The sequence below is a fragment of the Streptomyces sp. NPDC111802 genome, from assembly GCF_055634335.1.
Genome location: NZ_JBVKCZ010000015.1, coordinates 183,150 through 206,298, shown reverse-complemented (window position 1 = coordinate 206,298; position 23,149 = coordinate 183,150). Strand labels below are relative to the sequence as shown.

Annotated in this window: 19 protein-coding genes and 1 pseudogene; 14 read left to right on the top strand and 6 right to left on the bottom strand. The window is 68.1% G+C overall.

The window, feature by feature from the left end; translation table 11 throughout:
- From ACZ7NC_RS19140 to ACZ7NC_RS19105, 8 genes and pseudogenes are all read left to right on the top strand, one after another.
- Positions 1–241, top strand: a pseudogene (locus tag ACZ7NC_RS19140) (hypothetical protein); the annotation flags it as partial.
- Between the two features lie 112 nt (positions 242–353).
- Positions 354–8,663 carry a golvesin C-terminal-like domain-containing protein gene (locus tag ACZ7NC_RS19135; protein WP_471489714.1) on the top strand — a complete coding sequence of 2,770 codons (8,310 nt, stop codon included), beginning with the start codon at positions 354–356 and terminating at the stop codon, positions 8,661–8,663.
- Positions 8,664–8,731: 68 nt separating this feature from the next.
- Positions 8,732–9,361, top strand: a complete 630-nt coding sequence (locus ACZ7NC_RS19130; protein ID WP_471489712.1) for a DUF4304 domain-containing protein — start codon at positions 8,732–8,734, stop codon at positions 9,359–9,361.
- Positions 9,362–9,486: 125 nt separating this feature from the next.
- On the top strand, positions 9,487–9,690 hold the full coding sequence (locus ACZ7NC_RS19125; RefSeq protein WP_471489710.1) for a hypothetical protein: 204 nt from the start codon (positions 9,487–9,489) through the stop codon (positions 9,688–9,690).
- A 370-nt stretch (positions 9,691–10,060) separates the two neighbouring features.
- Positions 10,061–10,588 (top strand): SMI1/KNR4 family protein, encoded by a 528-nt coding sequence (locus ACZ7NC_RS19120; RefSeq protein WP_471489709.1) that lies wholly within the window; start codon positions 10,061–10,063, stop codon positions 10,586–10,588.
- Positions 10,589–10,793: 205 nt separating this feature from the next.
- Positions 10,794–10,958 (top strand): hypothetical protein, encoded by a 165-nt coding sequence (locus ACZ7NC_RS19115; RefSeq protein WP_471489707.1) that lies wholly within the window; start codon positions 10,794–10,796, stop codon positions 10,956–10,958.
- Positions 10,959–11,337: 379 nt separating this feature from the next.
- Positions 11,338–11,523, top strand: coding sequence for a hypothetical protein (locus ACZ7NC_RS19110; RefSeq protein WP_471489705.1), 186 nt, complete (start codon positions 11,338–11,340; stop codon positions 11,521–11,523).
- An 89-nt stretch (positions 11,524–11,612) separates the two neighbouring features.
- Entirely contained in the window at positions 11,613–12,542 is a 930-nt protein-coding gene (locus tag ACZ7NC_RS19105; protein WP_471489704.1) for an SMI1/KNR4 family protein, read from the top strand.
- Positions 12,543–12,566: 24 nt separating this feature from the next.
- Here the strand turns inward: ACZ7NC_RS19105 and ACZ7NC_RS19100 are convergent, their stop codons facing one another.
- Positions 12,567–13,085 carry a hypothetical protein gene (locus ACZ7NC_RS19100; protein WP_471489702.1) on the bottom strand — a complete coding sequence of 173 codons (519 nt, stop codon included), beginning with the start codon at positions 13,083–13,085 and terminating at the stop codon, positions 12,567–12,569.
- 142 nt (positions 13,086–13,227) lie between these two features.
- Here ACZ7NC_RS19100 and ACZ7NC_RS19095 point away from each other — a divergent pair, with 142 nt between their 5' ends.
- The 3 genes from ACZ7NC_RS19095 to ACZ7NC_RS19085 are packed head-to-tail and all read left to right on the top strand — an operon-like array spanning position 13,228 to position 15,001.
- The gene (locus ACZ7NC_RS19095) at positions 13,228–13,659 is read left to right on the top strand and encodes a hypothetical protein (RefSeq protein WP_471489701.1); all 432 of its coding nucleotides are present in this window, start codon (positions 13,228–13,230) and stop codon (positions 13,657–13,659) included.
- Positions 13,656–14,510, top strand: a complete 855-nt coding sequence (locus tag ACZ7NC_RS19090) for a hypothetical protein (RefSeq protein WP_471489699.1) — start codon at positions 13,656–13,658, stop codon at positions 14,508–14,510. The genes ACZ7NC_RS19095 and ACZ7NC_RS19090 overlap by 4 nt, the downstream gene beginning before the upstream one ends.
- Positions 14,510–15,001, top strand: coding sequence for a PX domain-containing protein (locus ACZ7NC_RS19085; RefSeq protein ID WP_471489697.1), 492 nt, complete (start codon positions 14,510–14,512; stop codon positions 14,999–15,001). The genes ACZ7NC_RS19090 and ACZ7NC_RS19085 overlap by 1 nt, the downstream gene beginning before the upstream one ends.
- A gap of 62 nt (positions 15,002–15,063) precedes the next feature.
- Here ACZ7NC_RS19085 and ACZ7NC_RS19080 read toward each other — a convergent pair whose 3' ends face one another.
- The 3 genes from ACZ7NC_RS19080 to ACZ7NC_RS19070 are packed head-to-tail and all read right to left on the bottom strand — an operon-like array spanning position 15,064 to position 17,865.
- Positions 15,064–15,804, bottom strand: a complete 741-nt coding sequence (locus ACZ7NC_RS19080) for an FAD:protein FMN transferase (protein WP_471489695.1) — start codon at positions 15,802–15,804, stop codon at positions 15,064–15,066.
- Positions 15,805–15,806: 2 nt separating this feature from the next.
- On the bottom strand, positions 15,807–16,508 hold the full coding sequence (locus tag ACZ7NC_RS19075; RefSeq protein ID WP_471489693.1) for an FMN-binding protein: 702 nt from the start codon (positions 16,506–16,508) through the stop codon (positions 15,807–15,809).
- Positions 16,509–16,527: 19 nt separating this feature from the next.
- Positions 16,528–17,865, bottom strand: a complete 1,338-nt coding sequence (locus ACZ7NC_RS19070; protein ID WP_471489691.1) for a ferredoxin reductase family protein — start codon at positions 17,863–17,865, stop codon at positions 16,528–16,530.
- A gap of 151 nt (positions 17,866–18,016) precedes the next feature.
- Here ACZ7NC_RS19070 and ACZ7NC_RS19065 point away from each other — a divergent pair, with 151 nt between their 5' ends.
- Genes ACZ7NC_RS19065 through ACZ7NC_RS19055 form a run of 3 tightly spaced genes read left to right on the top strand, consistent with a single transcriptional unit; the run spans position 18,017 to position 21,220 of the window.
- Entirely contained in the window at positions 18,017–18,706 is a 690-nt protein-coding gene (locus ACZ7NC_RS19065; RefSeq protein WP_471489689.1) for a response regulator transcription factor, read from the top strand.
- Positions 18,703–20,157: a sensor histidine kinase gene (locus ACZ7NC_RS19060; protein WP_471489687.1), complete on the top strand. Its 1,455-nt coding sequence runs from the start codon at positions 18,703–18,705 to the stop codon at positions 20,155–20,157. Before ACZ7NC_RS19065 ends, ACZ7NC_RS19060 begins: the two co-directional genes overlap by 4 nt.
- A gap of 52 nt (positions 20,158–20,209) precedes the next feature.
- On the top strand, positions 20,210–21,220 hold the full coding sequence (locus ACZ7NC_RS19055; RefSeq protein ID WP_471489685.1) for an NAD-dependent epimerase/dehydratase family protein: 1,011 nt from the start codon (positions 20,210–20,212) through the stop codon (positions 21,218–21,220).
- Between the two features lie 30 nt (positions 21,221–21,250).
- Here the strand turns inward: ACZ7NC_RS19055 and ACZ7NC_RS19050 are convergent, their stop codons facing one another.
- Together ACZ7NC_RS19050 and ACZ7NC_RS19045 are read right to left on the bottom strand one after the other, a co-directional pair.
- Complete coding sequence (locus ACZ7NC_RS19050; RefSeq protein WP_471489683.1) at positions 21,251–22,363, bottom strand: sensor histidine kinase; 1,113 nt, start codon at positions 22,361–22,363, stop codon at positions 21,251–21,253.
- 2 nt (positions 22,364–22,365) lie between these two features.
- On the bottom strand, positions 22,366–23,121 hold the full coding sequence (locus ACZ7NC_RS19045) for a response regulator transcription factor (protein ID WP_471489681.1): 756 nt from the start codon (positions 23,119–23,121) through the stop codon (positions 22,366–22,368).
- Positions 23,122–23,149: the final 28 nt, after the last annotated feature.

Genomic DNA, 23,149 nt, shown 5'->3' with positions numbered 1-23,149 from the left:
GCGCGGAAACCGCCATAGCATGGCCCTCGCTGCACCTGCCCCTCCCACTGGACAGCGTCCTGAGCTGATCGACTACACCGCCGAGGAGATCCGCCGCCTGCTCCACCAGACCATCTGGCACATCCACCACCTGCCCGTGGTCATCGCCGCCCAGTCACTATGGCGCCGCGCCCACCAAGCCGCCGCCCGCAAGATCCACTACGAGAAACGCCGACAACAAGCTCTCGAAGCTCCCCTGTAGTACCTGGAAGCCGGTCGACACGACGGTCCGGGCTTCGCAGGCGAAGGGTTTTGAGTTCGCCAACACGACGAACGAGGGGCGGAGCTGGTTCGGCACGGACGCGGACCGGCTGGTGCGCTTCCAGTCGCCGGACGGCCGTTCGGTCACCCTCGGCCTCGACGGCGCGGCCGGTGCGCTGAAGCCGGCGGCGAAGGGTTCCACGGTCACGTACAAGGACGCGGCGCAGGGCGCTGATCTGGAGTACGTGGTCGGTCCGGGCCGGGTGAAGGAGAACATCACCCTCGCCGAACGCCCGGACGACCCGCTGAAGTTCACGTTCACGCTGGACACCGACGGGCTGATACCGAAGGCCCGCAAGGACGGCTCGATCGCGCTGTACGGTGAGCTGCCGCACACGCCGGTGATGGTGATCCCGGCGCCGTACATGACGGACGCGAAGAAGGCGGACTCCTCCGTCTTCGGCCGCACCTACAGCACGAAGGTCACGCAGAAGCTGACCCGGGACGGCAAGTCCTGGAAGCTGACCGTCACTCCGGACGCGAAGTGGCTGGCGGCCAAGGAGCGGCAGTACCCGGTGGTGATCGACCCGACGATCACGATCGCGCCGTCACCGTCGCAGTCCCAGGACACGATGGTGCTGTCGGACCAGCCGTCGACGAACTTCAACACCACCTGGAAGCTGTCGGCGGGCCGTACCTCGACCACGGCGAACTCCCGTTCTCTGATCAAGTTCCCGTTGGACGAGATCCCGTCGGGCACGAAGATCGACTCGGCTCGGTTGGAGATGTACTTCGACCAGGCGCACACCACGGCCACCACGAACACGCAGATCGGTGTGTACCGGGCCACGAAGGCGTGGGACGAGACGACGGCGACCTGGTCCAGCACCAGCGACCTGGTGGGTGAGCAGTCCGCGACGACGGTGCAGGTCGACGACGAGGACGCGGGCACGGCGGCGGTCGGCGCCTGGCCGACCTCGGCGGCGACGACGAGCGCGGTCGGGGACACCTTCCGCTACAACCTCGACTCGATCACCGGCGACAAGTTCACCTGGCCGGTGCGGGTGCCGGAGACGGCCTCCTACCGGGTGGACGCGCACTATGTGCAGGGCGCCAACCGGGCCACCAACGCCCCCTACACGGTCACCGCGGCCGGCGGCGCGACCAGCACCTACACCGTCAACCAGACCACCGGCACGGGCGGTGTGTGGACGCCGCTGGGCGGCGACACCAACGAGCTGACCTTCAACAAGGGCGGCGCCTACAAGGTCGAGCTCAAGGACACCTCCGTGGCGACCAGTCAGGCGCTGGTCGCGGACGCGGTGCGCCTGGTCGACCCGGCGAAGATCACCAAGTCGGCGGGTCAGTACAACCGCTGGCACAGTTTCCCGGTCGGCGACACGGTGCAGAAGTGGGTGGACGGTACCGCCACCAACTACGGCTTCGTGCTGAAGGCGACCGACGAGGCGGCAAACCCCCTCGGCGGCCCGCGCTACGAGGCCGGCGACGGCGACTACGGGGGCGAGACCGCCACGATCCCGCGGTTGACGGTGACGTTCGGCAAGGTCGGCACCGAGCTGAACTCGCCGACCGTGATCCACTCCACGGGCCCGGAACTGAGCTGGAAGGCGTACTCCAACACCACCGGTGACGCCGACCTGAACATCGCCGAGTACCAGTTGCACCGCTCCACGCAGCAGGCGTTCACCCCGTCCGCGGCCACCCTGGTGGCCCCGATCGACAAGGGTGCGACGACCTACACGGACACCACCGCGACCCCGACGCCGGACTCCTCCAGTGCGGAGATCGGGCGGTCGTACTACTACCAGATCGCGGTGAAGACGGCCGACGGTCAGCTGCTCGGCTCGCCCACCCGGATCGTGGGCGTGCCGAAGGCGGGCCGCACCATGCGCCTGATCCAGGGCACCGCGTCCGGCACCGCGGACACCACCCTCTCGTCCACGGCGGCGACCACCAACCTCGACACCATCGACTCGGCGGGCGCCGGCCAGAACTGGCTGACGGTGGGCAACAACTCGCCCACGTACGGCAAGACGCGTACGGCGCTGAAGTTCCCCACCGGCGCTCTGCCCACCACCGCCACGGTGCTGGAATCGCGGCTGTTCATGTGGGGCGCGGAGACCACCACCGGCACCGACGGCGCGATCTACGAACTCCACGGTCTGAACCGGGACTTCAACGAGACCCAGGCCACCTGGAACAGTGCCGCCACCGGCACGGCGTGGACGACGGCCGGCGGCGACTTCTCCGCGACGGTCTCCGACACCGTCGCTCAGGTCTCCGAGGTGGGCCGGCACTGGTGGGACGCCACCTCGCTCACTCAGGGCTGGGTGAAGACCCCGACGTCCAACAAGGGCGCCCTGATCAAGCTGAAGGACGAGACGTCCACCGGGCCGCAGGAGCGGACGGTGTTCCTGGCCTCCGAGACCTCCGACCAGCAGCTCGGCCCGCTCCTGCGCGTGATCTACGTCGACTCGACGACCGAGGACACGTACTACGCGCCGCAGACCCCGGCCCGGATGACCCCGAACTCGACGTACACAGTGGACTTCACGGTCACCAACACCACGAGCTCCGCGTGGGCGAGCGGTGAGCGGCAGCTGTCGTACACCTGGAAGCTCCCGGACGGTACGGACGTCACCACCGGCGGCAACCAGCTCTCCACGGCGGTCCCGGCCCTGAGCCCCGGCCAGTCCGCGACCGTCCAGGCGCAGGTCAAGACGCCGATCAACTCGGACTCGGGCAGTAAGCGCACTGAGTACGTGCTCGGCTGGGACATCAAGAAGGTGTCCGACGGTAGTTGGCTGTCCGCCGGCACCGGCGGGATTCCGTCGCTGAAGCAGAGCGTGGCGGTGGAGGATCCGACGTCCAACGCCCTCGGCCTGGAGAAGTTCTACTCCTACACCGGCAAGAACACCGGTGCCGGGTCGACGTTGATGAACAACCTCGCCTCCGGCAACACGGTGTGGTCGTACAACGCGTTCAACAATCCGGGGCGCGGCCTTACGACGTTCGCGCGGTTCGCGTACAACTCGCTGGACACCTCCGACACGGTGACCGGTGCGGGCTGGTCGGCGCAGCTGGCAGGCCCGATCCGCCTCGGCGCGCCGCTCGACTTCCATCCCAACCCCAACTCCAACGCGACCGAGATCCGCCTTCCGGACGGTGACGGCACCACGCATGTCTTCCGCAAGCAGGCGGACGGCACGTGGAAGGCCCCTGCGGGCGTCCACTACCGCATCACCATGAAGGCGGGCCTGGACTGCACCCCGAACAAGGACCCGATCCCGGACGCGTGGACGCTGATGCGCCCCGACGGCACGCGGTTCCTCTTCGGCTGCGACGGCTACCTGACGTCCGTCGTGGACAAGAACGGCAACACGCAGGCGTACACGTACGAGGAACGCAAGTCCAACAACAAGCCGACCAAGTTCCTCACGTACATCACCGACCCGGCGGGCCGACAGTCCCTGCGCGTTGAGTACTACAAGAAGGGCGACGCGTCGTACGACTACATCGACGACACGGGCGCCAAGGTCACGGGTTCGAACCTGACGAACTCGAAGATCTACGACCACGTCAAGTCGATCACGGACATCTCCGCGTCCGTCTCCGGCCTGCCGGTCCGGAAGATCTCCTTCTTCTACACGACGAAGGGCCTGCTCGGTCAGTTCACCGACGGTGACGGCTCCAGCCAGCCGAAGGTCTTCAAGTTCACCTACGACGCCACCCAGGGCAACAAGAACGTCAAGCTGGTCAAGGCCACCGACCCGCGTGGCAACGGCACCGAGCTCGCGTACTACGCCCCGCAGGCGGGTGACGACCCGAAGTACCACTGGTGGACCAAGACCATCACCGACCGGCTGAGCCACGGCACGGGCTTCGCGTACGCGGCCAACGCGACGAACACGAAGTTCACCGACACCACCGTCACCGACGCCGAAACCCACGCCACGAAGTACGTCACGGACGACTTCGGTCGCCCGGTGCAGACCACCAACGCCAAATCCCAGACCACCAAGATGAGCTGGGACGCCGACAACAACGTCACTTACCTTGAGGAGGACAACGGGGCGAAGACCGCGTACTGCTACGACCAGAAGACCGGCTACGCGCTCTGGCAGCGCGACGCGGAGAACAACAAAACGGGCGTCCCGGACCAGACGACCACCTGCGTGACGGACACCACCAAGTGGCCGGCCAACACGTCGAAGTACGAGTACCAGACGCGCGCCGACGGCTACTCCGCAGACCTGTTCCGCAAGACCTCCCCGGAGGGCCATGCCTGGCAGTTCGGCTACGACACCTTCGGCAACTTGAAGTCAGTCACCGACCCTAAGGGCGTCGCCACCACGACGGCGGGTGACTACACCACGTCGTACGAATACAACTCCTACGGGCAGCCGACCAAGACGACCGACGCCAACGGCAACCCGACGACATACAGCGACTTCGAGCCCACCGGGTACCCGAAGACGATTACCGACGCAAAGAACTTCTCGGCCCATTTCGACTACGACGAGCGGGGCCAGGTCACCCAGGTCACCGACGCCAACAGCAAGGTGACCACTCAGACCTACGACACGTTCGGACGCCCGCTGGTCAAAACGGTGCCCAAGGACCAGAGCGCGGGGGTGCTGATCACCTCGCCCGCGCCGGAGTACGACGAGAACGACAACGTCACCAAGGCGACAGCGCCGAACGGCGCGGTCTCGACCGCGGTGTACGACGACGCGGACCAGATCACCTCGGCGACGGCTCCGGCGAACAACCAGACCGACCCGCGGACCACGACGTACACCTACGACAGGGTCGGCAATCCGAAGACGACGACGGAGCCCAAGGGCACGGCGACGACGACGGACACGATCGACTACGTCACAACCAACTACTACAACGAGATCTACCAGCTCGCCTCCGTGGTCAACGCGAAGGGCGACAAGGTCTCGTACGAGTACGACAACGTCGGCAACGTCACCAAGGTCATCGACCCGAAGAAGAACGCGACGACCGACACGACCGACTACACGACCAAGACCGACTACGACCTGAACCACCGGGCCACGGTCGTCACGGACGCGGCCGGCAAGACCACCAGGCGGGGCTACGACAAGGACTCGCTGGTCACCTCGGCCACGGACGCGGAGAACAACACCACGCTCATCAGCTACGACGAGCGCGGCAAGCAGACCGAGGTCAAGGTTCCGCACGACGGCACCACGTCGATCACGTACAACACCACGAAGTACGAGTACGACCAGGTCGGCAACACCACCAAGGTGCTCACACCGCGGGCGACGACGGCCGGTGCCACGGACGCCTTCAGCGTCCGTACGGACTACGACGAGCTGAACCGGCCGTTCAGGCAGTACCAGCCGTACGACCCGGCGGACAGCCGTTACAACAACCCGAACGTCTACACGGAGACCACGTACGACAAGGTCGGCCGGGTGGCGAAGACCTCGCTGCCGCCGTCGCAGGGTGAGACGGTCCGTAACGACACCACCTACGGTTACTTCGACAACGGCTGGGTGAGGTCGGCCACGGACCCGTGGGACATCAGCGCGACCTACGACTACAACGAGCTGGGGCAGCAGACCAAGCGGACCCTGACCTCGGCGGCCGGCTCCTCGGACCGCACGATGACCTGGTCGTTCTACCCCGACGGCTCGCTGAAGTCACGCTCCGACGACGGCGTCCCGGTGGGCAAGTCGGTCGTCCTGGTGGACAACTCCGACACCCAGAACACCTCGAAGACCGGCACCTGGACGAAGGGAGACATCACCGGCCAGCAGGGCTACAACCACGAGACCCACGCGGCGGGCACCGGCACGGACGCCTTCACGTGGACGCTCAACATCCCCAAGGACGGCACGTACACCGCGTACGTGAAGTTCCCCAAGGTCACGGGCGCCGCGACGACGGCCAAGTACACGCTCACCCATGAGACCGGGACGGCCGACAAGACGATCGACCAGAATGCGACAGCCAACCAGGGCACCTGGGTCTCGCTGGGCTCCTACTCCTTCAAGCAGGGCAACGCCGCCAAGCTGCAACTGTTCCAGAACAGCGGCGGCGTGGTCGTCGCGGACGGCGTGAAACTCGTCCGTGACACCAGCGGCGACCCGGCCGACACGGAGAAGAGCGACTTCGCCTACTCCTACGACCTCAATGGCAACCTGACGTCGATCGACGACACCTCGTCGACCGCGGAGATCGACGCGTACGCGATCACCTACACGGGCGTCAATCAGGTCCAGAAGGTGACCGAGGCTCTGTCCGGGCAGGAGAAGAAGTCCACGTCGTACACCTACGACGCGAATAGCCAGCCGGACACGATCACGCACCCCGACCAGTTCTCCAAGTACACGTACGACCTGCGTGAGCTGGTGAAGACAGTCTCGGTCGGCAAGACGGCGACGGACACCAATCCCAAGGTGACGTCCTACACCTACACCGACCGCGGCCAGACGTTCCAGCAGACCAAGGCCAACGGCAACAAGGTTGACTACAGGTACTACCTGGACGCGGCGCTGAAGTCGACCACGGAGAAGAAGCCCAACGGCACCCTTGTCTCCTCGCACACCTATGCCTACGACCCCAACGGGAACAAGTCGCAGGACGTGGCGCAGAAGATGAACGCCGACAACCACGCGGCGTACCTGTCGTCGACCACGAACTACACCTACGACCCGGCCGACCGCCTCACCAAGTCGGTCAAGACGGGCAACGGCGCGGAGACCGAGAGCTACGTCTACGACAACAACGCCAACGTCATCAGCCAGACCGTCAGCAACGTCACAACCAACTACGACTACGACCGCAACCGCCTGCTGAGCGCCACCGCTGACGGCGCAGCCACGTCGAACTACAACTACGACCCGTTCGGCCGCCAGGAATCCGTCACCTCGGGCGGGCAGATCATCGAGAGGAGCGTGTACGACGGCTTCGACCATGTCGTGGAGTCCCAGAAGAGGGACGACACAGGTGCGATGAAGTCCACCACGTACAGGTACGACCCGCTCGACCGCACCACGTCCAAAACAGCGGACGGCAAGACCACGGACTACGCGTACCTGGGCCTGTCCAACGAGGTCCTGGACGAGAAGGTCGCGGGCGAGCTGACCAAGTCGTACCAGTACAGCCCGTGGGGGGAGCGCCTGTCGCAGGTCACGCACAACGGCGACGGCACGACCGAGGACGGCTACTACGGCTACAACAGCCACACCGACGTCGAAACTCTCACGGACAACAACGGTGACACGAAGGCCACCTACGGCTACACCGCCTACGGCTCCGACGACACGTCCGAGTTCACCGGCATCGACAAGCCGAGCACCACGGATCCGACCAAGGAGACCTACAACCCCTACCGGTACAACGCCAAGCGCTGGGACGCTCAGTCCGGCACCTACGACATGGGCTTCCGTGACTACAACCCGGGCCTGAACCGCTTCACCAGCCGGGACATGTACAACGGCGCGCTCGCGGACATGGGCCTCGGTGCCGATCCCTTCACCGGGAACCGCTACGCCTTCACCGGCGGAAATCCCATTTCGCAGATCGAAGTCGATGGCCATACGTCGGTCGATGCCCTGTGTGGGGGGATCAGCGGGTGCAATGCCGTCACGATTGGCCGGAACGCACTTCCCGGAAAGACAGGGAACAAGACCAGTCGACACAATGCGGCCCAGGACCGTGCGATCCTGGAAATCGAGGCGCAAGCCGCAAGCATCGGGGCGACTGACTTCTCAGTGCTGCCGCCGACGAAGATTGACGGGGCGAACAAGGAGTGCATGTACCCCCGCAATGGCAATCGAGGGACACCGCGGAGGAACCGAGGACTCGCGGTTCCCGACTGCAGTGTCGGCACACCCGACATCCTCGGATACGACGCCAAGGCCGACGTCTACTACGTCTGGGAGGTCAAGTCGGCTGGGGACGCGAGCAAGGCGGTACCCGAGGCCCAGTGGTACGTGAACCGTCTCAAGGCCCAGGGGAAGAACGCAGTCCTCGGTTGGATGATCGGCGGGCCCTATGAGGTCGGAAACGGCGACAAGGTCATGGGGCCGGAGGAAGGCGCCGTCATTTACGGCAGGGACACGAACAAGAAGTTCAAGCAGATCTACAACAACAGCTCCATGGCAGCGGCGCGACAAGCCGCCGCCAGTCAGACGCCGAATCCATCGGCGGGTCCCGGACCTGGTGCATACCCAGGTACGGGTTATCAGGAGGGAGTTGGAACGAGGCCGCTGTCCAACAACGGCGGGTGGGACCCCTTGGTCATCCCGCTGTTCACGCTGGGCGGCGCGGCAGTGGTCGCGGGCGCGGCAGTGATGGGCCCGGAGGCAGCCGTAGGCGCAGGTGCGGCCGCTCTCACCGGGTACGGGCTGGCCGCTTGATGTTCGGAACCCCCGCGAATAACATATTCGCGGGGGTTCCCGCATAATCGAAATAACTGGTGGTGTCCGTGAAGGAACTGTCCGACTTCTTGAAAGAGTTTGTAACGCCCAAGTTGAAGCCCCTTGGCTTCAGAAAGAAGGGGCAAGTGTACAGGCTCGACGGTGACTCTGGGGACGTTGCCTTCATCCACTTCACGCCCATGCGTGTTGATCCTCAGGCAGTTGTTTTTCATGCCCAGTGTTCGTTCGTTCCGGAGCCTCATTGGCAGTTCTTGAACCGGCAGTACATGGTTGCCGGAGTTCCCGAGGTCAAGGAATCGGGAGCCCTGGCGTCCTACTCTTTGATGCCGCCGGATTCGGCGGCTCATGACCCTGCTTCGTCGGGTGTCTTCCGTACGAGATGGGCCTTTGGTGACAGGAACCGCGCCGAGGTGGGGAAGGTCCTTGGGGAAGCGCTGCTGGCCGAGGTTCCAAGGATCCGACAACTGCTCGTCCGAGAGAACCTTCTCGCGGCGATCCAGTCGTCGGAAACGCCGTCCATTCGTCGTCGCGGGGCGCTCCAGTCGGAGTTGCTGCTCATGGTTGACGACTATCCTCCGGAGAGGGTTCAGGATCTGCTCTCCAGGATGGGCGAAAACGATCCGTTCATTGAACTCTTCACCCAATGGGTCGATATGAGACGCGGTCTTCAGCCCTGACAGAATTGACGACGGTGCCGGTTCTCGTGGACCTGTACTGGAGGGACGCAAACTGTGAGTCACGCGTGCATCCAGGCGGACGCCCTCGGGCGGAGCGTCTGAGCCGAGGCAGATCGGCTACAACAGTGACGACCCCAGTCGCAGGGCATTTGAGATCCGTCAACGGCGGGCTGTTCGGCGCCGACCACAACGTCGCCGTGGCGAAGGTTCAAGGAGAGGCTGGGGCGATCCGGGAAGTCTCGGCCGTGAGTGGCCCCACTGGACACTCGGAACAGAAGATCCTGGATGAGCTCAGCGAAGGGGACAAGATCCTCAAGCTGTACAGCTAGCGCCAGCCCCGGAGCAGGGGCGCTTGGTGCGCCGTTGGAGTTGCACCCGAGGGCGAATGCCAACGCCACGGAGACCCGTCTGCCGGACGGTGACGGCACGACACCCGTCTTCACGAGCAGGCCGACAGCATGTGTAAGGCCCCGACGGGTGTCCACTACCGCATCACGATGAAGGCGGGCCTGGGCTACACCCGCACAAGGACCTGCTGCCGGACGCATGGACGCTCCTGCGTCCGGACGGCACGCTCTGCCATCAGCGTCACGCCGATCTACGGGAACGCCAACTCCGGCGTCCCGTATACGACCTCGGGTCGGATCCGGTGTACTGCACCGTCATCAATCAGCCGGCGAAGGGAGGTACGACGTGCACGTGACGGCTACTTTCGACGACCTGCGGGAACTGCTCGGCGAGCCGCGTTTCCTGTGGACCGATCCGGAGCCGTGGTCCAGCCTCGAGCGGGATCTCGGCATCCGGTTCCCGCAGGACTACCGGAAGTTCGTGGACGCCTACGGGCCGGTGCTGATCAACAATCAGCTGACCGTGTTCCACCCCGCGACGGTCTGGTACAACCTGGGTGAGGCGATCAGGGAAGAACCGGATAATTGGGCCGACTTCGCAGAGGAGGACCTGCCTCCGCATCCCCTCGGCACCGGTCCGGGCGAGCTCTTCCCCTGGGGGAATTCTGCCTCGGGAGAGGCGGTCTACTTCAGAGTGCCGCGAGATTCCTCGGAGCAATGGGGCATCGGGGTCATCGAGCACGACGAATCCGGGTACTACGAGTACGCGATGACATTCAACGAGTGGATGCTGGCGTACCTGAAGGGCGAGGAACTGACCGTCTGCTCACGAAACTTCGCGCCCGACCGACCCTTCTTCAATGAGCTGCCACAGCCCTAGCGGCTAGTACCGGCAACGAACACAGCGAAGGCTCGCCAGGGCATTCCTGGCGAGCCTTCGCCACCTATCGACCGGGCAACTCATGGCACCACTCCTCCCGCTACCGAGCAGCGGCTTCTGTTTCCGCACCGCAATGCACGGGGCTCGCGAAGAGGACGACTTGTGTCCCCTATCAGGCGACCCCACGTACAGTGGACGCCGGACCGTGCCCACCGGATTCCGGATATCCGCCTACGGGACGAACCCGCACGGATCCACCGGCGTCCAGATCGAGGCCTTCGCTTCCAACGCATTGTTGAACCGCCGGAACCTGGGCATGTTCAACGACCAGAACACCGGGCGGCAAATTCCCACCGGAGAGATGCCATGACCGGATCGGGCACAGCAGAAAAGGGGCAACAGCATGTCGGCGTGGGACGACCTTCAGCGCCTCATGCCCCGCACGGCCGAGAGCGGCACTTCGGTGGACTGGGGCCGCGTGGAACAGTCGTGGGGGAGGAGCTTCCCGTCCGACTACCGCCGGTTGATCGACTTCTACGGTGCGGGTGGAGTCGAGGACTGCCTGGGGATCGTCGCACCCGAGAACAGGCACGAACCCCCTGCCTCGCCCTACGGCGGCATGATCCACGAGACGGCCAACGCCGAGGGCCGACATTCTGTGCTGGGACGCCTCGGCAGAGGATCCGGACACCTGGCCGCTGCTCGTCTACAACCGGAACGACAACCTGTGGCGTCGCTACGACTGTGGCGTGGTCGAGTTCCTCGTCCGTGTCATTCAAGCGGAATTCGACGACTGCCCGCTCGGGGACGAGTCCTTCTGGGGTGCGGGCTCGGCCCTCTATCTCAACGAGGCCGAGGAGCGGCGCCGCATCGAGCAAGGCCTGGATCCGTGGACCGGTGGACCTGATCCCTTCGCGGGCATGTCCTTCGGCTGATGTGACCGGTGTGGGCCGGGTCGGGCTGCGGCCCGGCCCACACCCGGCCATGAGTCCCGATGTCAGAGGCGTGCGTTTCACTGTCTGTCATGAATGAAGAGGAACTGCTCGCAGCTGTCAACGGCTTGCTCCGGCCTGGGACGGGAACCTTGGAGTGCCGCGAGGCGGGGCACCCGGCAGGGCATGTGTGCCTGGCGGCTTCCGGCGAGGTCGGATCGTCCGCGCTGACCGAGGGTCTCAGCGGCCGGTACGGGCAGCCACGCGCTCTCGTCATGGGCGGGCACGTCGATCCGGCGGTGACCGAGAGGACAGGGCTGCCGCTCCTCGTCCCATTCGGCGAGCGGCTGGTCGAGATGCGGGCGTGGGCGTACGCCGGCCGATGGATCGGCTGCGGTGCGATGCGGACCAGCGAGGGCATGAGGCCCGTCGTGGTCGTCGCCGAGCGGCTCGATCCGGCGGTGGACGTGCTGCCGGAGGATGCCTCCTGGGTGGACCGCGTCGTCGCGGTCACCGGGTGGGAATCGGACCTGGCCCGTACGTTCGACTGGGCTGCGGTTGAGGACCGGCTGGGGAGCGCACTGCCCAACGACTACAAGCGGTTGGTCGAGTTCTTCGGCCATGGCGCGTTCGACGGCTTCCTCCAGCTCTCCGTACCCGATGCCCCGTCCAAGAGCGCCGACATCGTCCGGCACGCCGAGTGGCTTGCCGAGTGGTCGCGGGTGCGCGGTAACGACCTGTGGGAGCCGTACGACCTTTTCCCGGCTCCCGGGGGGTTGCTCGAGTGGGCCGGCTCCGAGCAGGCCGACCGGTTCTACTGGCTTACCGAGGGCTCCGACCCGGACAAGTGGCCCGTCGTCATGTCGGAGGAGGTCCCCGACTCCTGGCAGCGGTTCGACGGCTCGACCGCCGAGTTCATTCATCGCATGCTCACAGACCCGCACCACCCCTTCTCGACCGCCCGTTACTTCGACGTCCACTGGTTCCAGAGCTACGAAAGCCCTGAATCGGACGGCGACTGACCACATCGGCAGCCCTCAGTGCAGTTACTCGAGAGGCCCGAACGGGTTCGAGAACGAGGTCAGGTCGCTCACCCGGACCAGGCTGAGCTCGCTGGGTTCGGTCTCGAAGCCGGACAGGACCAGTTCCGTGCTCTCGACCCGTCCCCGTGCGACCCAGCAACGGTCGCTGCTGTTGCGCCAGAGTTCGAACGTCATGGGCTTCCCGTCCGTGGTGATGGTGACGGGTTCGGAGGTCGGCAGGCCGGCCGGGTATTCGTCGCCGGGGTGGTAGTACATCTCCAAGGCCCGCTCCAAGGTCTCGACGGCCTCTGCGTTGCCGGAGGAGGCGCTGAAGACCGTGACATGCTCGACCTGCGGGTCGTAGTACTGGGAGCCGAACCACAGGCGCACATAGATGTCGCCGGTGGCCTCGTCGTAGCCGTGCCCCATGACCTGCCGCGACTCCGGCCAGTTGGCGTCGACGGCGAAGACGCTGAAGCCTTCCCCGCAAACCCGGGCGCGCGAACCAACCGTCCCGTCGCCGCCGACGTACCAACGCCTCAAAGGTTGTGCATCTGCTGTGACTTACGTGTGTGCGAATCGTCACGCCAGTGACCCGTGATGTTCGTGAGGCGACATCCGCTTGATCGATCGGGAGTACCGGAAGCAGGTCTCCCGGCTGATCGAGCAGAGGGGTGGGGGTCCCATGAGTCCGCAGGACGGGCGTGGCACGGGCACCAGGAACATGCGGTCGTGTGCGGCGGAGTTCGTCGCCCGCGTCACCGCCCGCAACCGGTTGCCGCTGGACTACTCCGTGGCCAGCCTGCGCGTCGTGGACTTCCTGATCGACGGGCTGCGCAAAGGCGGTACCGGACGCGAGCAGGTGCGGGACACGCTGTTCGGGCTCGGTGCCTACGTCGGTGAGGTGCTCGTGCGTCGCGCGGGCGCTGTGTGGGTGGACTTCGACGCCGACCAGCGCGACTACTTCGGGCAGCCGGTGGGGGTGCGGATGCCGGACGGACGGGTCTGGAACCCGCTCGGAAGGGTCCGCAACCGCTTCGAACTCGGCGGACCCGGAGAATCCCTGCAGACCTTCTATCTGACGCTGCACGGTCGGGTCGGGAGAGTCGTCGCATGAGAAGGATCTCTGCCGCGACGGCGGTGCTGTTCGCCGCCGTGCTGACCGGCTGTGCGGCCTCCGTGGACGAGGGGAAGCCCGCGGGGTCCGCACAGACCACCGCCCAGCGCACCCAGGCCGCCCCCGCCGAGCCCGAACCGCCGCGCACCGCCGCCGAGTTCCTCGCCCGCGCCGAGGAGGCGATGGCCGGGCAGAAGGGGTGGACGTTCTCGGTGCGGGGCCGTGAGGCTCTGGTCCTGCCCGGCCAGGAGAGCGCCGCGACCTACACGGCCACCGTGCGCCGGACAACGGGCGACCGCTGGGCCCTGCACTCCACCGGCGCCACCTTGAGCAAGGGCGTGAGCAAGCCCGAGGAGATCTACGTCGCCGACGGGACCGCTTACGTCAAGAAGGGCACCGAGGCATGGGAACAGGGGCCCGTCACCGCCCCGGAGTTCGCGGACCGGGTGGAGGACCCCCTCGCCGCACTCGACGCGTTCCGGCGGTACGGCGACGAGGTCACCCTCGCCACGCCGGACGGCCGCGTCGAACTGCGCGCCCGCACGACTTCCGCCCCGCTGACCGGAGTTCGGGCTCGTGGCGTCGTACGAAAGGCCCTTCGCGAACTCGCCCCGACCCTGCGGCAGTTGCGCGCGGCCGGGGTCGCCGCGCCCGAGAGCGGGATCAGCGTCGGCGGCATCGAGGAGACGCTCGTCCTCGACGCCGCCACGTACCGGATCACCGGGCACACCTTCAAGTGCACCTTCCGGATCCCTTACGACGGGCAGCACATCCGGTACGAGCAGGATGTGACCGAGCGGACCTCGGGGACGTACAACGGGACCGTCTCACTGCCGGAGGGGTTGAAGTGATGGACACGGTCGAACTGGTCTACCGGCCGACACGCGCCGACATTCTCGCGGGCATCCTGGTGCGTGAGCGCCGTCGGGGTCTGTTTCTGGTCCGCTGGGGCCTCACCGGGCTGTTCGGGACAGCCGCCGTACTGGCGATGACCGCATCGAACGGCTCTGCGGTGTCAGGGGTGCTCGCCCTCTTCTGCGCCGCCATGATCTGGTCGATCCCCCGCCTCCAGGCCCACCACGTGCTGCGCACCGTCTCCTGGCAGGGCGAGTACCGGACGACCGTGAGCGGGACGGGGATCGCGACCGAGACCGTGCACACGACCCTCGTCCAGCGCTGGTCCATTTTCTGCGGTTACCGCGAGGCCCGCGACCACGTGGTCCTGCTCAGCCGGGACCCGAACATCCTGCTCGTGGAGTTCCTGCCCAAGCGAGGGCTGCGGTCCGAGCAGGACGCGGAGCGGCTGCGCGACCTCTTGAGCCGTCACCTTCCCCGCATCTGACCCGTCTGGGCCGTCATCGGCCCCGCATCTGACCCGCTGTCATCTGCCGCGTATCTGACCCGTCACGCCGCCCGGGCCTGCGTCGACGCCACCGGAAAGCCCTCCGTACGGAACACCCGCCGCTCGGCGTCCACGGCGAACACCTCGCAGCCCGCCCGGGACGCGGCCCACCCGACTCCCTCTCTGCCCACCGCGAACGCGGCCGTCGCAACCGTGTCCGCGACGGTCAGGGAGGACGCCACCACGCTCAACGAGAGCAGACCCGTCGCCGGACGCCCCGTGCGGCCGTCGATGATGTGGTCGCCGCGCTCGTAACGGGCGGACGTCGCGATCGCCCCGTCGGTCAGTTCGGCCACCGTGCACAGCTTGTCGGCCTGTTCGGGGTGCCGTACCCCCACCCGCCAGGGCCCGCCGGCGGCGACCACGTCACCGCCGGCGTTGAGCACGAAACGCCTCGAACCCGCCGCCCGCAACAGCTCGGCCGCCCGCTGCACGGACCAGCCCTTCACCACCGCGCACGGGTCGAGGCCACGTCCGGGCAGCCGTACGTCGAAGGCGCCGCCGGTGGCGATCCGGTACTCCTCGCACAGCCCCAGCACTTCGGCGAGGTCCGTGCTGACGTCCGCCTGCGCGATCTCGCCCCGGTCCAGTCGGCACACCTCGCTGTCCGCCTTGAACGGGCTGAACCGGGCGTCGACCTCACGCAGCCACGCGAACACGGCGTCCGCGGACTCGGCACACACGTGCTCGTCGTCGACCCGCAGCGAGACCGGGAACCCCATGACGTGTTCGACTCGGTGCATGATCAGCCCTTCGCGTCGATCGCGGCCTGCAACGATTCCCTGTAGCCGTCGCTGGTGATCGTCGCGCCGGAGACGGTGTCGATGTCCGCGCTCTGGGCCTGAAGCGTTTCCGCGACGAGCTTCGGGACTGCCGCCGTCGTCTGGGGGTGGTTCGGCTGCTGGAGCATCTTCACCGAGGCGATCTTGTCGCCCTCGAAGGTCACCTGGACCTGCACGGTGCCCTTGTCGGTGTTCACCGCCGAGCCGTCGACCGTCTGAGACTGCGAGGCGGCGGAGGACGAGGCCGCCGAGTCGGCCGAGTCCGCGTTCGCGTCGATGGCCGCCTGCAACGATTGCCTGTAGCCGTCGCTGGTGATCGTCGCGCCGGAGACGGTGTCGATGTCCGCGCTCTGGGCCTGAAGCGTTTCCGCGACGAGCTTCGGGACCGCTGCCGTCGTCTGCGGGTGGTTCGGCTGTTGGAGCATCTTCACGGCCGTGATCTTGGTGCCCGTGAAGGTCACCTGCACCTGCACCGGGCCCTTGTCGGTCTGCACGGTTGAGCCCTTGACCACGGTGCTGCCGGATGCCCCCGCGGGGGCCGATGCCGAAGGCGTCGAGGCAGGCGAGGCGGTCTCCGTGGTGGCCGTGCCGAGGGACGGCTCGTAGCGCCAGACCGGGATCAGGCCCGCGATGCTGAGGACCAGGACAGGTATTGCCCGCTTCATGATGTCTTTCCCGTCCCTTTCAGCCGGCCAGGCTGAAACGCTCGAAGTGGACCTGCTCCTTGGGCACGCCCAGCTCGCGCAGGCTGCCGATCACCGCGTTCATCATGGGCGGCGGGCCGCAGAGGAAGACGTCCCTGTTCGTGATGTCGGGGACCAGCCGTTCCAGCTCCGCCGGGGCCAGCTTGTCCGGCGTGACCGGGCCGGTCACCAGGTGCAGCTCGGCGCCCTTCGCGTGGGCGAGCTCGACCAGCTCGCCGTACAGGACCGCATCCTGGTCCGAGGCGACCCGGTAGATCACGACGGCATGGCCGTGCAGTTCCTCCAGCAGCGCCCGGATCGGCGTGACCCCGACGCCGCCCGCGATCAGCACGGCCTCCGGCCGGCTGCGGTGCAGCGCGGTGAAGGCGCCGTACGGGCCCTCGGCGAAGACGCGCGTGCCGACCTTGAGGTGCCGCAGCGCCGCCGAGCCGTCGCCGGCCGCCTTGGCGGTCAGCCGCAGCCCCCTTCCGTCGGGGGCCGCCGACAGGGAGAACGGGTTCGCCTGCCACCAGCGGTCCTTCGTCAGGAACCGCCACAGGAAGAACTGGCCGGCCCGCGCGGGCAGCTTGTCCAGGTCGCGGCCGGTGACGTAGATCGAGACGACGTTGTGGGACTCGGGCACCACCGCCGAGACACGGAACTGGTGGCGCCAGTTCCGCCAGAGGGGGAGGACGAGACGGCCGACGAACACCGAGGCCAGGGCGACTCCCCACACGCCGTACCAGTACGCCGTGGCGGCGGAGGAGGAGGTGAAGGACGTACCGACGGCGACCTGGTGCGTGAACGCCAGGACCACCGCGACGTAGGTGTACAGATGGATGAAGTGCCACGTCTCGTACGCCAGCCGGCGCCGCGCGAACCGGGCCGAGACGACACCGATCACGATGATGATCCCCAGCGCGACAACGGCGCGCAGCACGCCCTCGACCGTCTCGGCGAGGTCGATCAGCTGGTTCACCGGGTCCAGCGAGGACGACTCGGCGTAGCCGAAGACGATGAAGACGGCGTGCGCGAGCAGGGCCCACAGGACGCTGAAGCCGGTCCACCGGTGCCAGGACGTCAGCCGGTCCATGCCGATCCGGCGGTCGAGCCAGGGCAGTCGGGCCACCAGCAGCAGCTGGAAGGCCATGAGCAGCGCGCCGAACAGGCCGGCCAGGCGGCCGATCACGATGAGCGCGTTCGAGGCGAAGCCGGCGGCGAAGAAGAAGTAGAGCACCACGGCCACGTTCGCGGCCAGCACGGCGTACAGACCCGTGCGCGCCACCACCCTGGGGCGTATCGCCGTGGGGGGCGCAGGGGGCGATTGGACGGTCGTCACGGCGACAGCTCCTTGATCTCGTCTGTGGCTTTTGAGCTTGTCCGGCGAGAGCTGTCGAAAAGCTGTCGTACTTCTTTCAACTGGTTATCGATGTGGTCGTGGGCCCGCACCCGGCTCATGGGACCGGCGCCGGGTGCCGCAGTATGAACGCGTGGAGAAAGTACGCCTGCTCGTCGTGGACGACGACCCGCCCATCGCCGACCTCGTCGCGACGGTCGCTCGCTACGAGGGCTGGGACGCGGTCACCGCGAACTCCGGCGAGGAGGCGCTGCGGCTGGCCGCCGAGTTCCATCCGGACATCGTGGTGCTGGATCTGATGCTGCCCGACCTGGACGGCTTCGGCGTCCTGGACCGGCTGCGTGCCGCCGGGGCGATGGTGCCCGTGGTGTTCCTCACCGCCCGGGACGGGGTCGCCGACCGGGTGGCCGGGCTGACCCGCGGCGGCGACGACTACCTGGTCAAACCGTTCGCCGTGGAGGAGCTGATGGCCCGGCTGCGGACCGTGCTGCGGCGCAGCGCCGGGCCCGGCTTCCAGCGTTCCGTCCTTCGGGTGGCGGACCTGACGATGGACGAGGACACCCGCGAGGTCCGCCGCGGCGACAAGCTGCTCACGCTCACGCCCACCGAGTACGAGGTGCTGCGCTATCTGATGCGCAAGTCGCCGACCGTCCTCACCAAGGCGCAGATCCTCGACCATGTCTGGGAGTACGGCTTCGGTGGCCGCTCGAACGTCGTCGAGCTGGTCGTCAGCAGGCTGCGCCGCAAGCTCGACGACAGCGGCGCCCCCTTGATCCACACCGTGCGCGGCTTCGGGTACGTGATCCGGCAGGCCGCCGAGTGATCGGGCGGCTGCGGCGGGCGTATCGCGGGATGCGGCTCGGGACCCGGCTGGCGCTGGGCCTCGGGGTGCTGTCGCTGGTGGTGTTCGCGGTCGTGGGCACCGCGCTGACGACGTATATGCGCGACTATCTGTCCGCCCAGCTCGACACACAGCTGGCGCAGGGCCAGATCGCCCAGTCCAGGTCCATCGCGGACTACGGCACGCTCTCCGGCAAGAAGTACTACAGCTGGTTCTACGCCGTGTACGACGTGGCCGACGGCAAGCCCGTGCTGCGCAGGCCCGAGGACCCCGCCGATCTGCCGGCCGACGTCGACGACTTCACCTCCCTGGCCCGGCAGCAGGCCGGCGCGGACACCGAGGTCCTGCGCACCGAGCACCTGAAGGGCAAGGGCGAGTACCGGCTGCGGGCCTGCGAGGTCGAGCCCGGTGTGGTGCTGGTCAGCGCGGCGCCCATGGAGGACATCGAGGACACCGTCGGCCAGCTGATCACCATCCAGGCCGTCACCTTCGGGCTGGCGCTGCTGGCCCTCGTGGTGTTGGGGCGGGGGATGCTGCGGCGGGGCCTGAAGCCGCTCAGCGACATGGCGCACACCGCCCGCGGTATCACCTCGCACGACCTGACCGACTCGGGGCGGCTGCCCATACGGCACGACGTGCGCGGCGGCGGGCCCGAGGTGGAGGAGCTGCGCACCGCGTTCAACACGATGCTGGAGCACATCGACGACTCCCTCGCGGTACGCGCGGAGGCGGAACAGCGGCTGCGCCGCTTCGTGGCCGACGCCTCGCACGAGCTGCGGACGCCGCTGATGTCGGTACGCGGCTACGCGGACCTCTTCCAGTACGCCGCCGCCAACGCCCCCGAGGAACGCGACAGGCATCTGGCCCGGCTGCGCGCCGAGGCCGCGCGCATGGGGTTCCTCCTCGACGACCTGCTGCTGCTCGCCCGGCTGGACGCCGCCGAGGTCGAGACGCCGCTGCGGCCGCAGGAGGCGGACCTGGTGGAGCTCGTCGAGCAGGCGGCGGACGCGTTCCGGGTCACGCACGGCGACCACCCCCTGACGGTGGCCCCCGGGCCCGGCTCCCTGAAACTGCGTCTGGACCCCCAGCGCATCCGCCAGGTCCTCGACAACCTCCTGACCAACGCGGCGGTGCACACCCCGGCCGGCACCCCGGTGTCCGTGGCGGTGTCGGTCGCGGGCGGCACGGCCCTGGTCCGGATCGCCGACGCCGGCCCCGGCATCCCGCCCGCCGACCGGGAGCGCGTCTTCGACCGCTTCTACCGCGTCGACAAGGCCCGCAGCCGGGACCGGGGCGGCAGCGGGCTGGGACTGGCGGTCGCGCAGTCCCTGGTCCGGGCCCACGGCGGCCGGATCGACCTGACGAGCGAGCCGGGGGCGACGGTGTTCACGGTGACGGTTCCGCTGACGGTCGGAGCCCTTACGAACCCGTGACGTGGCGGGTGGCGAGCGTCAAGAACACCCCTCGCCGCCCTAGCGTGAGCGTATGCGCGTACTGGTCACCGGCGGTGCCGGCTTCATCGGATCCCAGGTCGTCGAGGCGCTCGTGGCGCACGGGCACGAGCCCGTCGTGTACGACGTCCGTACCGACCCCGGCTCGGACGTGCGGGACGCCGCCGCCGTCCGCCACGCCCTGACCGGCGTCGACGCCGTGTGCCACCAGGCCGCGATGGTCGGACTCGGCACAGGTTTCTCCGACGCCACGGAGTACGTCTCCCGCAACGACCTCGGTACCGCCGTGCTGCTCACCGCCATGGCGGAGACGGGCGTACGGCGGCTGGCGCTGGCCGGGTCGATGGTGGTGTACGGGGAGGGACGCTACGAGTGCGAACGGCACGGTGTCGTACGGCCGGGCCCGCGTGCCGTAGCCGATCTGGAGGCGGGCCGGTTCGAGCCGCCCTGTCCGGTGTGCGGCGCCGACCTCGCGCCCGGACTGGTCGGGGAGGACGCCCCGGCCGATCCGCGCAACGTGTACGCCACGACCAAGCTCGCCCAGGAACACCTCGCGGCGGCGTGGGCACGCGCGACCGGCGGCACCGCGGTGTCGCTGCGCTACCACAACGTGTACGGCCCCGGCATGCCCCGCGACACCCCCTACGCCGGCGTCGCCTCCTTCTTCCGCTCGGCCCTCGCGCGCGGAGAGGCGCCGCGGGTCTTCGAGGACGGGCGTCAGCGGCGGGACTTCGTCCATGTACGGGACGTGGCCGCCGCCAACGTGGCCGCCCTGGAGGCGAGTTCGACGGCCGTGGCGGAGGGCGCGCTCACGGCGTACAACACCGGCAGCGGCGACCCGCACACCGTCGGCGAGATGGCCCAGGCGCTCGCGGCGGCGTACGGCGGCCCCGAACCTGTGGTGACCGGTGAGTTCCGGCTCGGCGACGTACGGCACATCACGGCCGACTCGAACCGGCTGCGGGCGGAGCTCGGTTGGAAGGCGCAGGTGGGCTTCGCGGAGGGAATGCGGGAGTTCGCCGAAGCGGGTATGCGCTCGGCGTAGCCTGCCCAGGACCGGTGGTGCTGCCCGCATTCAGGAAGCGGCGGCGGGCAGCACCACCTCGAACCGGCAGCCGCCGGGAACGTTCCGCACGCTGGCCCGCCCCTGGTGCGCCTCCACGATGCCCCGCACGATGGCGAGACCGAGCCCGGCGCCCGCCGGGGGCGTACGGGCGTGCGTACCGCGCCAGCCGGTGTCGAAGACGCGGGGCAGGTCCTCCTCGGGAATGCCGCCGCAGCTGTCGGTCACGGACAGCACCACACCGTCGGGCGAGCGTTCGGCGGCGATGGCCACCGTGCCGTCGGCCGGGGTCCGCCGGATGGCGTTGACCAGCAGATTGCCCAGGACCCGGCTCATCTCCTTGCCGTCCACCTCCACCGGCACGCCCTCGACCCGTTCGCCGACCAGCCGGACACCGTGCTCGCGGGCCAGCGCGTCCGCTCCCGAGAGGGCGTCGCCGACGAGGTCGTACAGGGACATCCGGGCGAGCGAGAGCGTGAGGGTGCCGGCGTGTATGCGGGAGAGCTCGAACAGGTCGCTGACCATGCCGTTGAGGCGCTCGACCTCCATACGGATCTGCTTGAGGTAGCGGTCGGGGTCGGCGGCCACCCCGTCCTCCAGGGCCTCCGCCATCGCGCGCAGGCCGGCCAGGGGGGTGCGCAGATCGTGGGAGATCCAGGCGACGAGTTCGCGCCGGGAGGTCTCCAGGGCCCGCTCGCGCTCGCGGGACTCGGCGAGTCTCACGCTGGTCGCCTCCAACTCGCGGCTGAGTGCCGCGAGTTCGGCGGTGGCGGGGCCGTCGGGCGAGGTGAAGCCACCGCCGTCGCCGAAGGAGCGGGCGGCGAGCGCGAGGGCGTGGCTGCGGGCGACGACCCAGCGGCCGAGCAGCAGGGCGGTGGCCAGGGAGACCACGGCGGCCATGGCGACGACGGTCGTGACGACGGTCAGGTCGTGCCCGGACAGGAACATCGCCTGGGCCACCGCGAGTGTGCCCGCGAGCATCGCGGTGACACCGACGCCGGCGACCACGGTGAGGTGCGCGATCAGCGAGCGGCGCCGGACCAGGCGCAGCGCGCACGCGCCGAGCACGCCGGCCGCGGCCGCGCCCAGGAAGGCGAAGAGGGCGATGAGGAGGGTGTCGCGCACGGTCAGGCCTCCGGGTCGGGGGAGGGGCCGGGGGTGTCGAAGCGGTAGCCCACGCCCCACACGGTCTGGATCAGCCGTGGCCTGGCCGCGTCGTCCTCGACCTTTCCGCGCAGCCGGCGGACATGGACCGTGACGGTCGACAGGTCGCCGAAGTCCCAGCCCCACACCTCCCGCATCAGGTCCTCACGGCTGAAGACCCGGCCGGGGTGGCGCAGGAAGAAGGCGAGGAGGTCGAACTCACGGATGGTGAGGGCGAGTTCGGCGTCGCCCTTGAGGGCGCGGCGGGCCGCCGGGTCGACCGAGAGCCCGGCCGCGCGGAGTGTGCCCGCCGACTGGGCCGCGGGGGCGCCCCCCGCGCGAGCGGGCAGGGTGCGGCGCAGCACCGACTGGACGCGCAGAACGAGTTCGCGGGGGCTGAAGGGCTTGGTGACGTAGTCGTCGGCGCCGACCTCCAGACCGAGGATGCGGTCGTCCTCGTCGCCGCGCGCGGTGAGCATGATGACCGGGACGGGGGCGTCACCGCGGATCCGGCGGCACACCTCCAGGCCGTCCATGCCGGGCAGCATCAGGTCCAGGACGACGAGGTCCGGCCGGTGCGCGGCGGCTCGGGCGAGGGCGTCGGGGCCGTCGCCGGCCCGGTCCACGACGTAACCGGCGCGGTCGAGGTATCCGGAGACGACCTCCGCGACCGTGGGGTCGTCGTCGACGACCAGGACCCGGGTGCCGGCCTGTGGGTACGGCTGTTGCTGCTGCTCCATGCCGCCAGCCTCGCACCCCGCGCGCGCG

Excerpts from the sequence above, each read along its gene's own strand:
- ACZ7NC_RS19075 (WP_471489693.1), bottom strand. The coding sequence starts at position 16,508 with ATGAAGCGGGCAATACCTGTCCTGGTCCTCAGCATCGCGGGCCTGATC.
- ACZ7NC_RS19055 (WP_471489685.1), top strand. The coding sequence starts at position 20,210 with ATGCGCGTACTGGTCACCGGCGGTGCCGGCTTCATCGGATCCCAGGTC.
- ACZ7NC_RS19105 (WP_471489704.1), top strand. The coding sequence starts at position 11,613 with ATGAATGAAGAGGAACTGCTCGCAGCTGTCAACGGCTTGCTCCGGCCT.
- ACZ7NC_RS19095 (WP_471489701.1), top strand. The coding sequence starts at position 13,228 with ATGAGTCCGCAGGACGGGCGTGGCACGGGCACCAGGAACATGCGGTCG.
- ACZ7NC_RS19085 (WP_471489697.1), top strand. The coding sequence starts at position 14,510 with ATGGACACGGTCGAACTGGTCTACCGGCCGACACGCGCCGACATTCTC.
- ACZ7NC_RS19090 (WP_471489699.1), top strand. The coding sequence starts at position 13,656 with ATGAGAAGGATCTCTGCCGCGACGGCGGTGCTGTTCGCCGCCGTGCTG.
- ACZ7NC_RS19080 (WP_471489695.1), bottom strand. The coding sequence starts at position 15,804 with ATGCACCGAGTCGAACACGTCATGGGGTTCCCGGTCTCGCTGCGGGTC.
- ACZ7NC_RS19045 (WP_471489681.1), bottom strand. The coding sequence starts at position 23,121 with ATGGAGCAGCAGCAACAGCCGTACCCACAGGCCGGCACCCGGGTCCTG.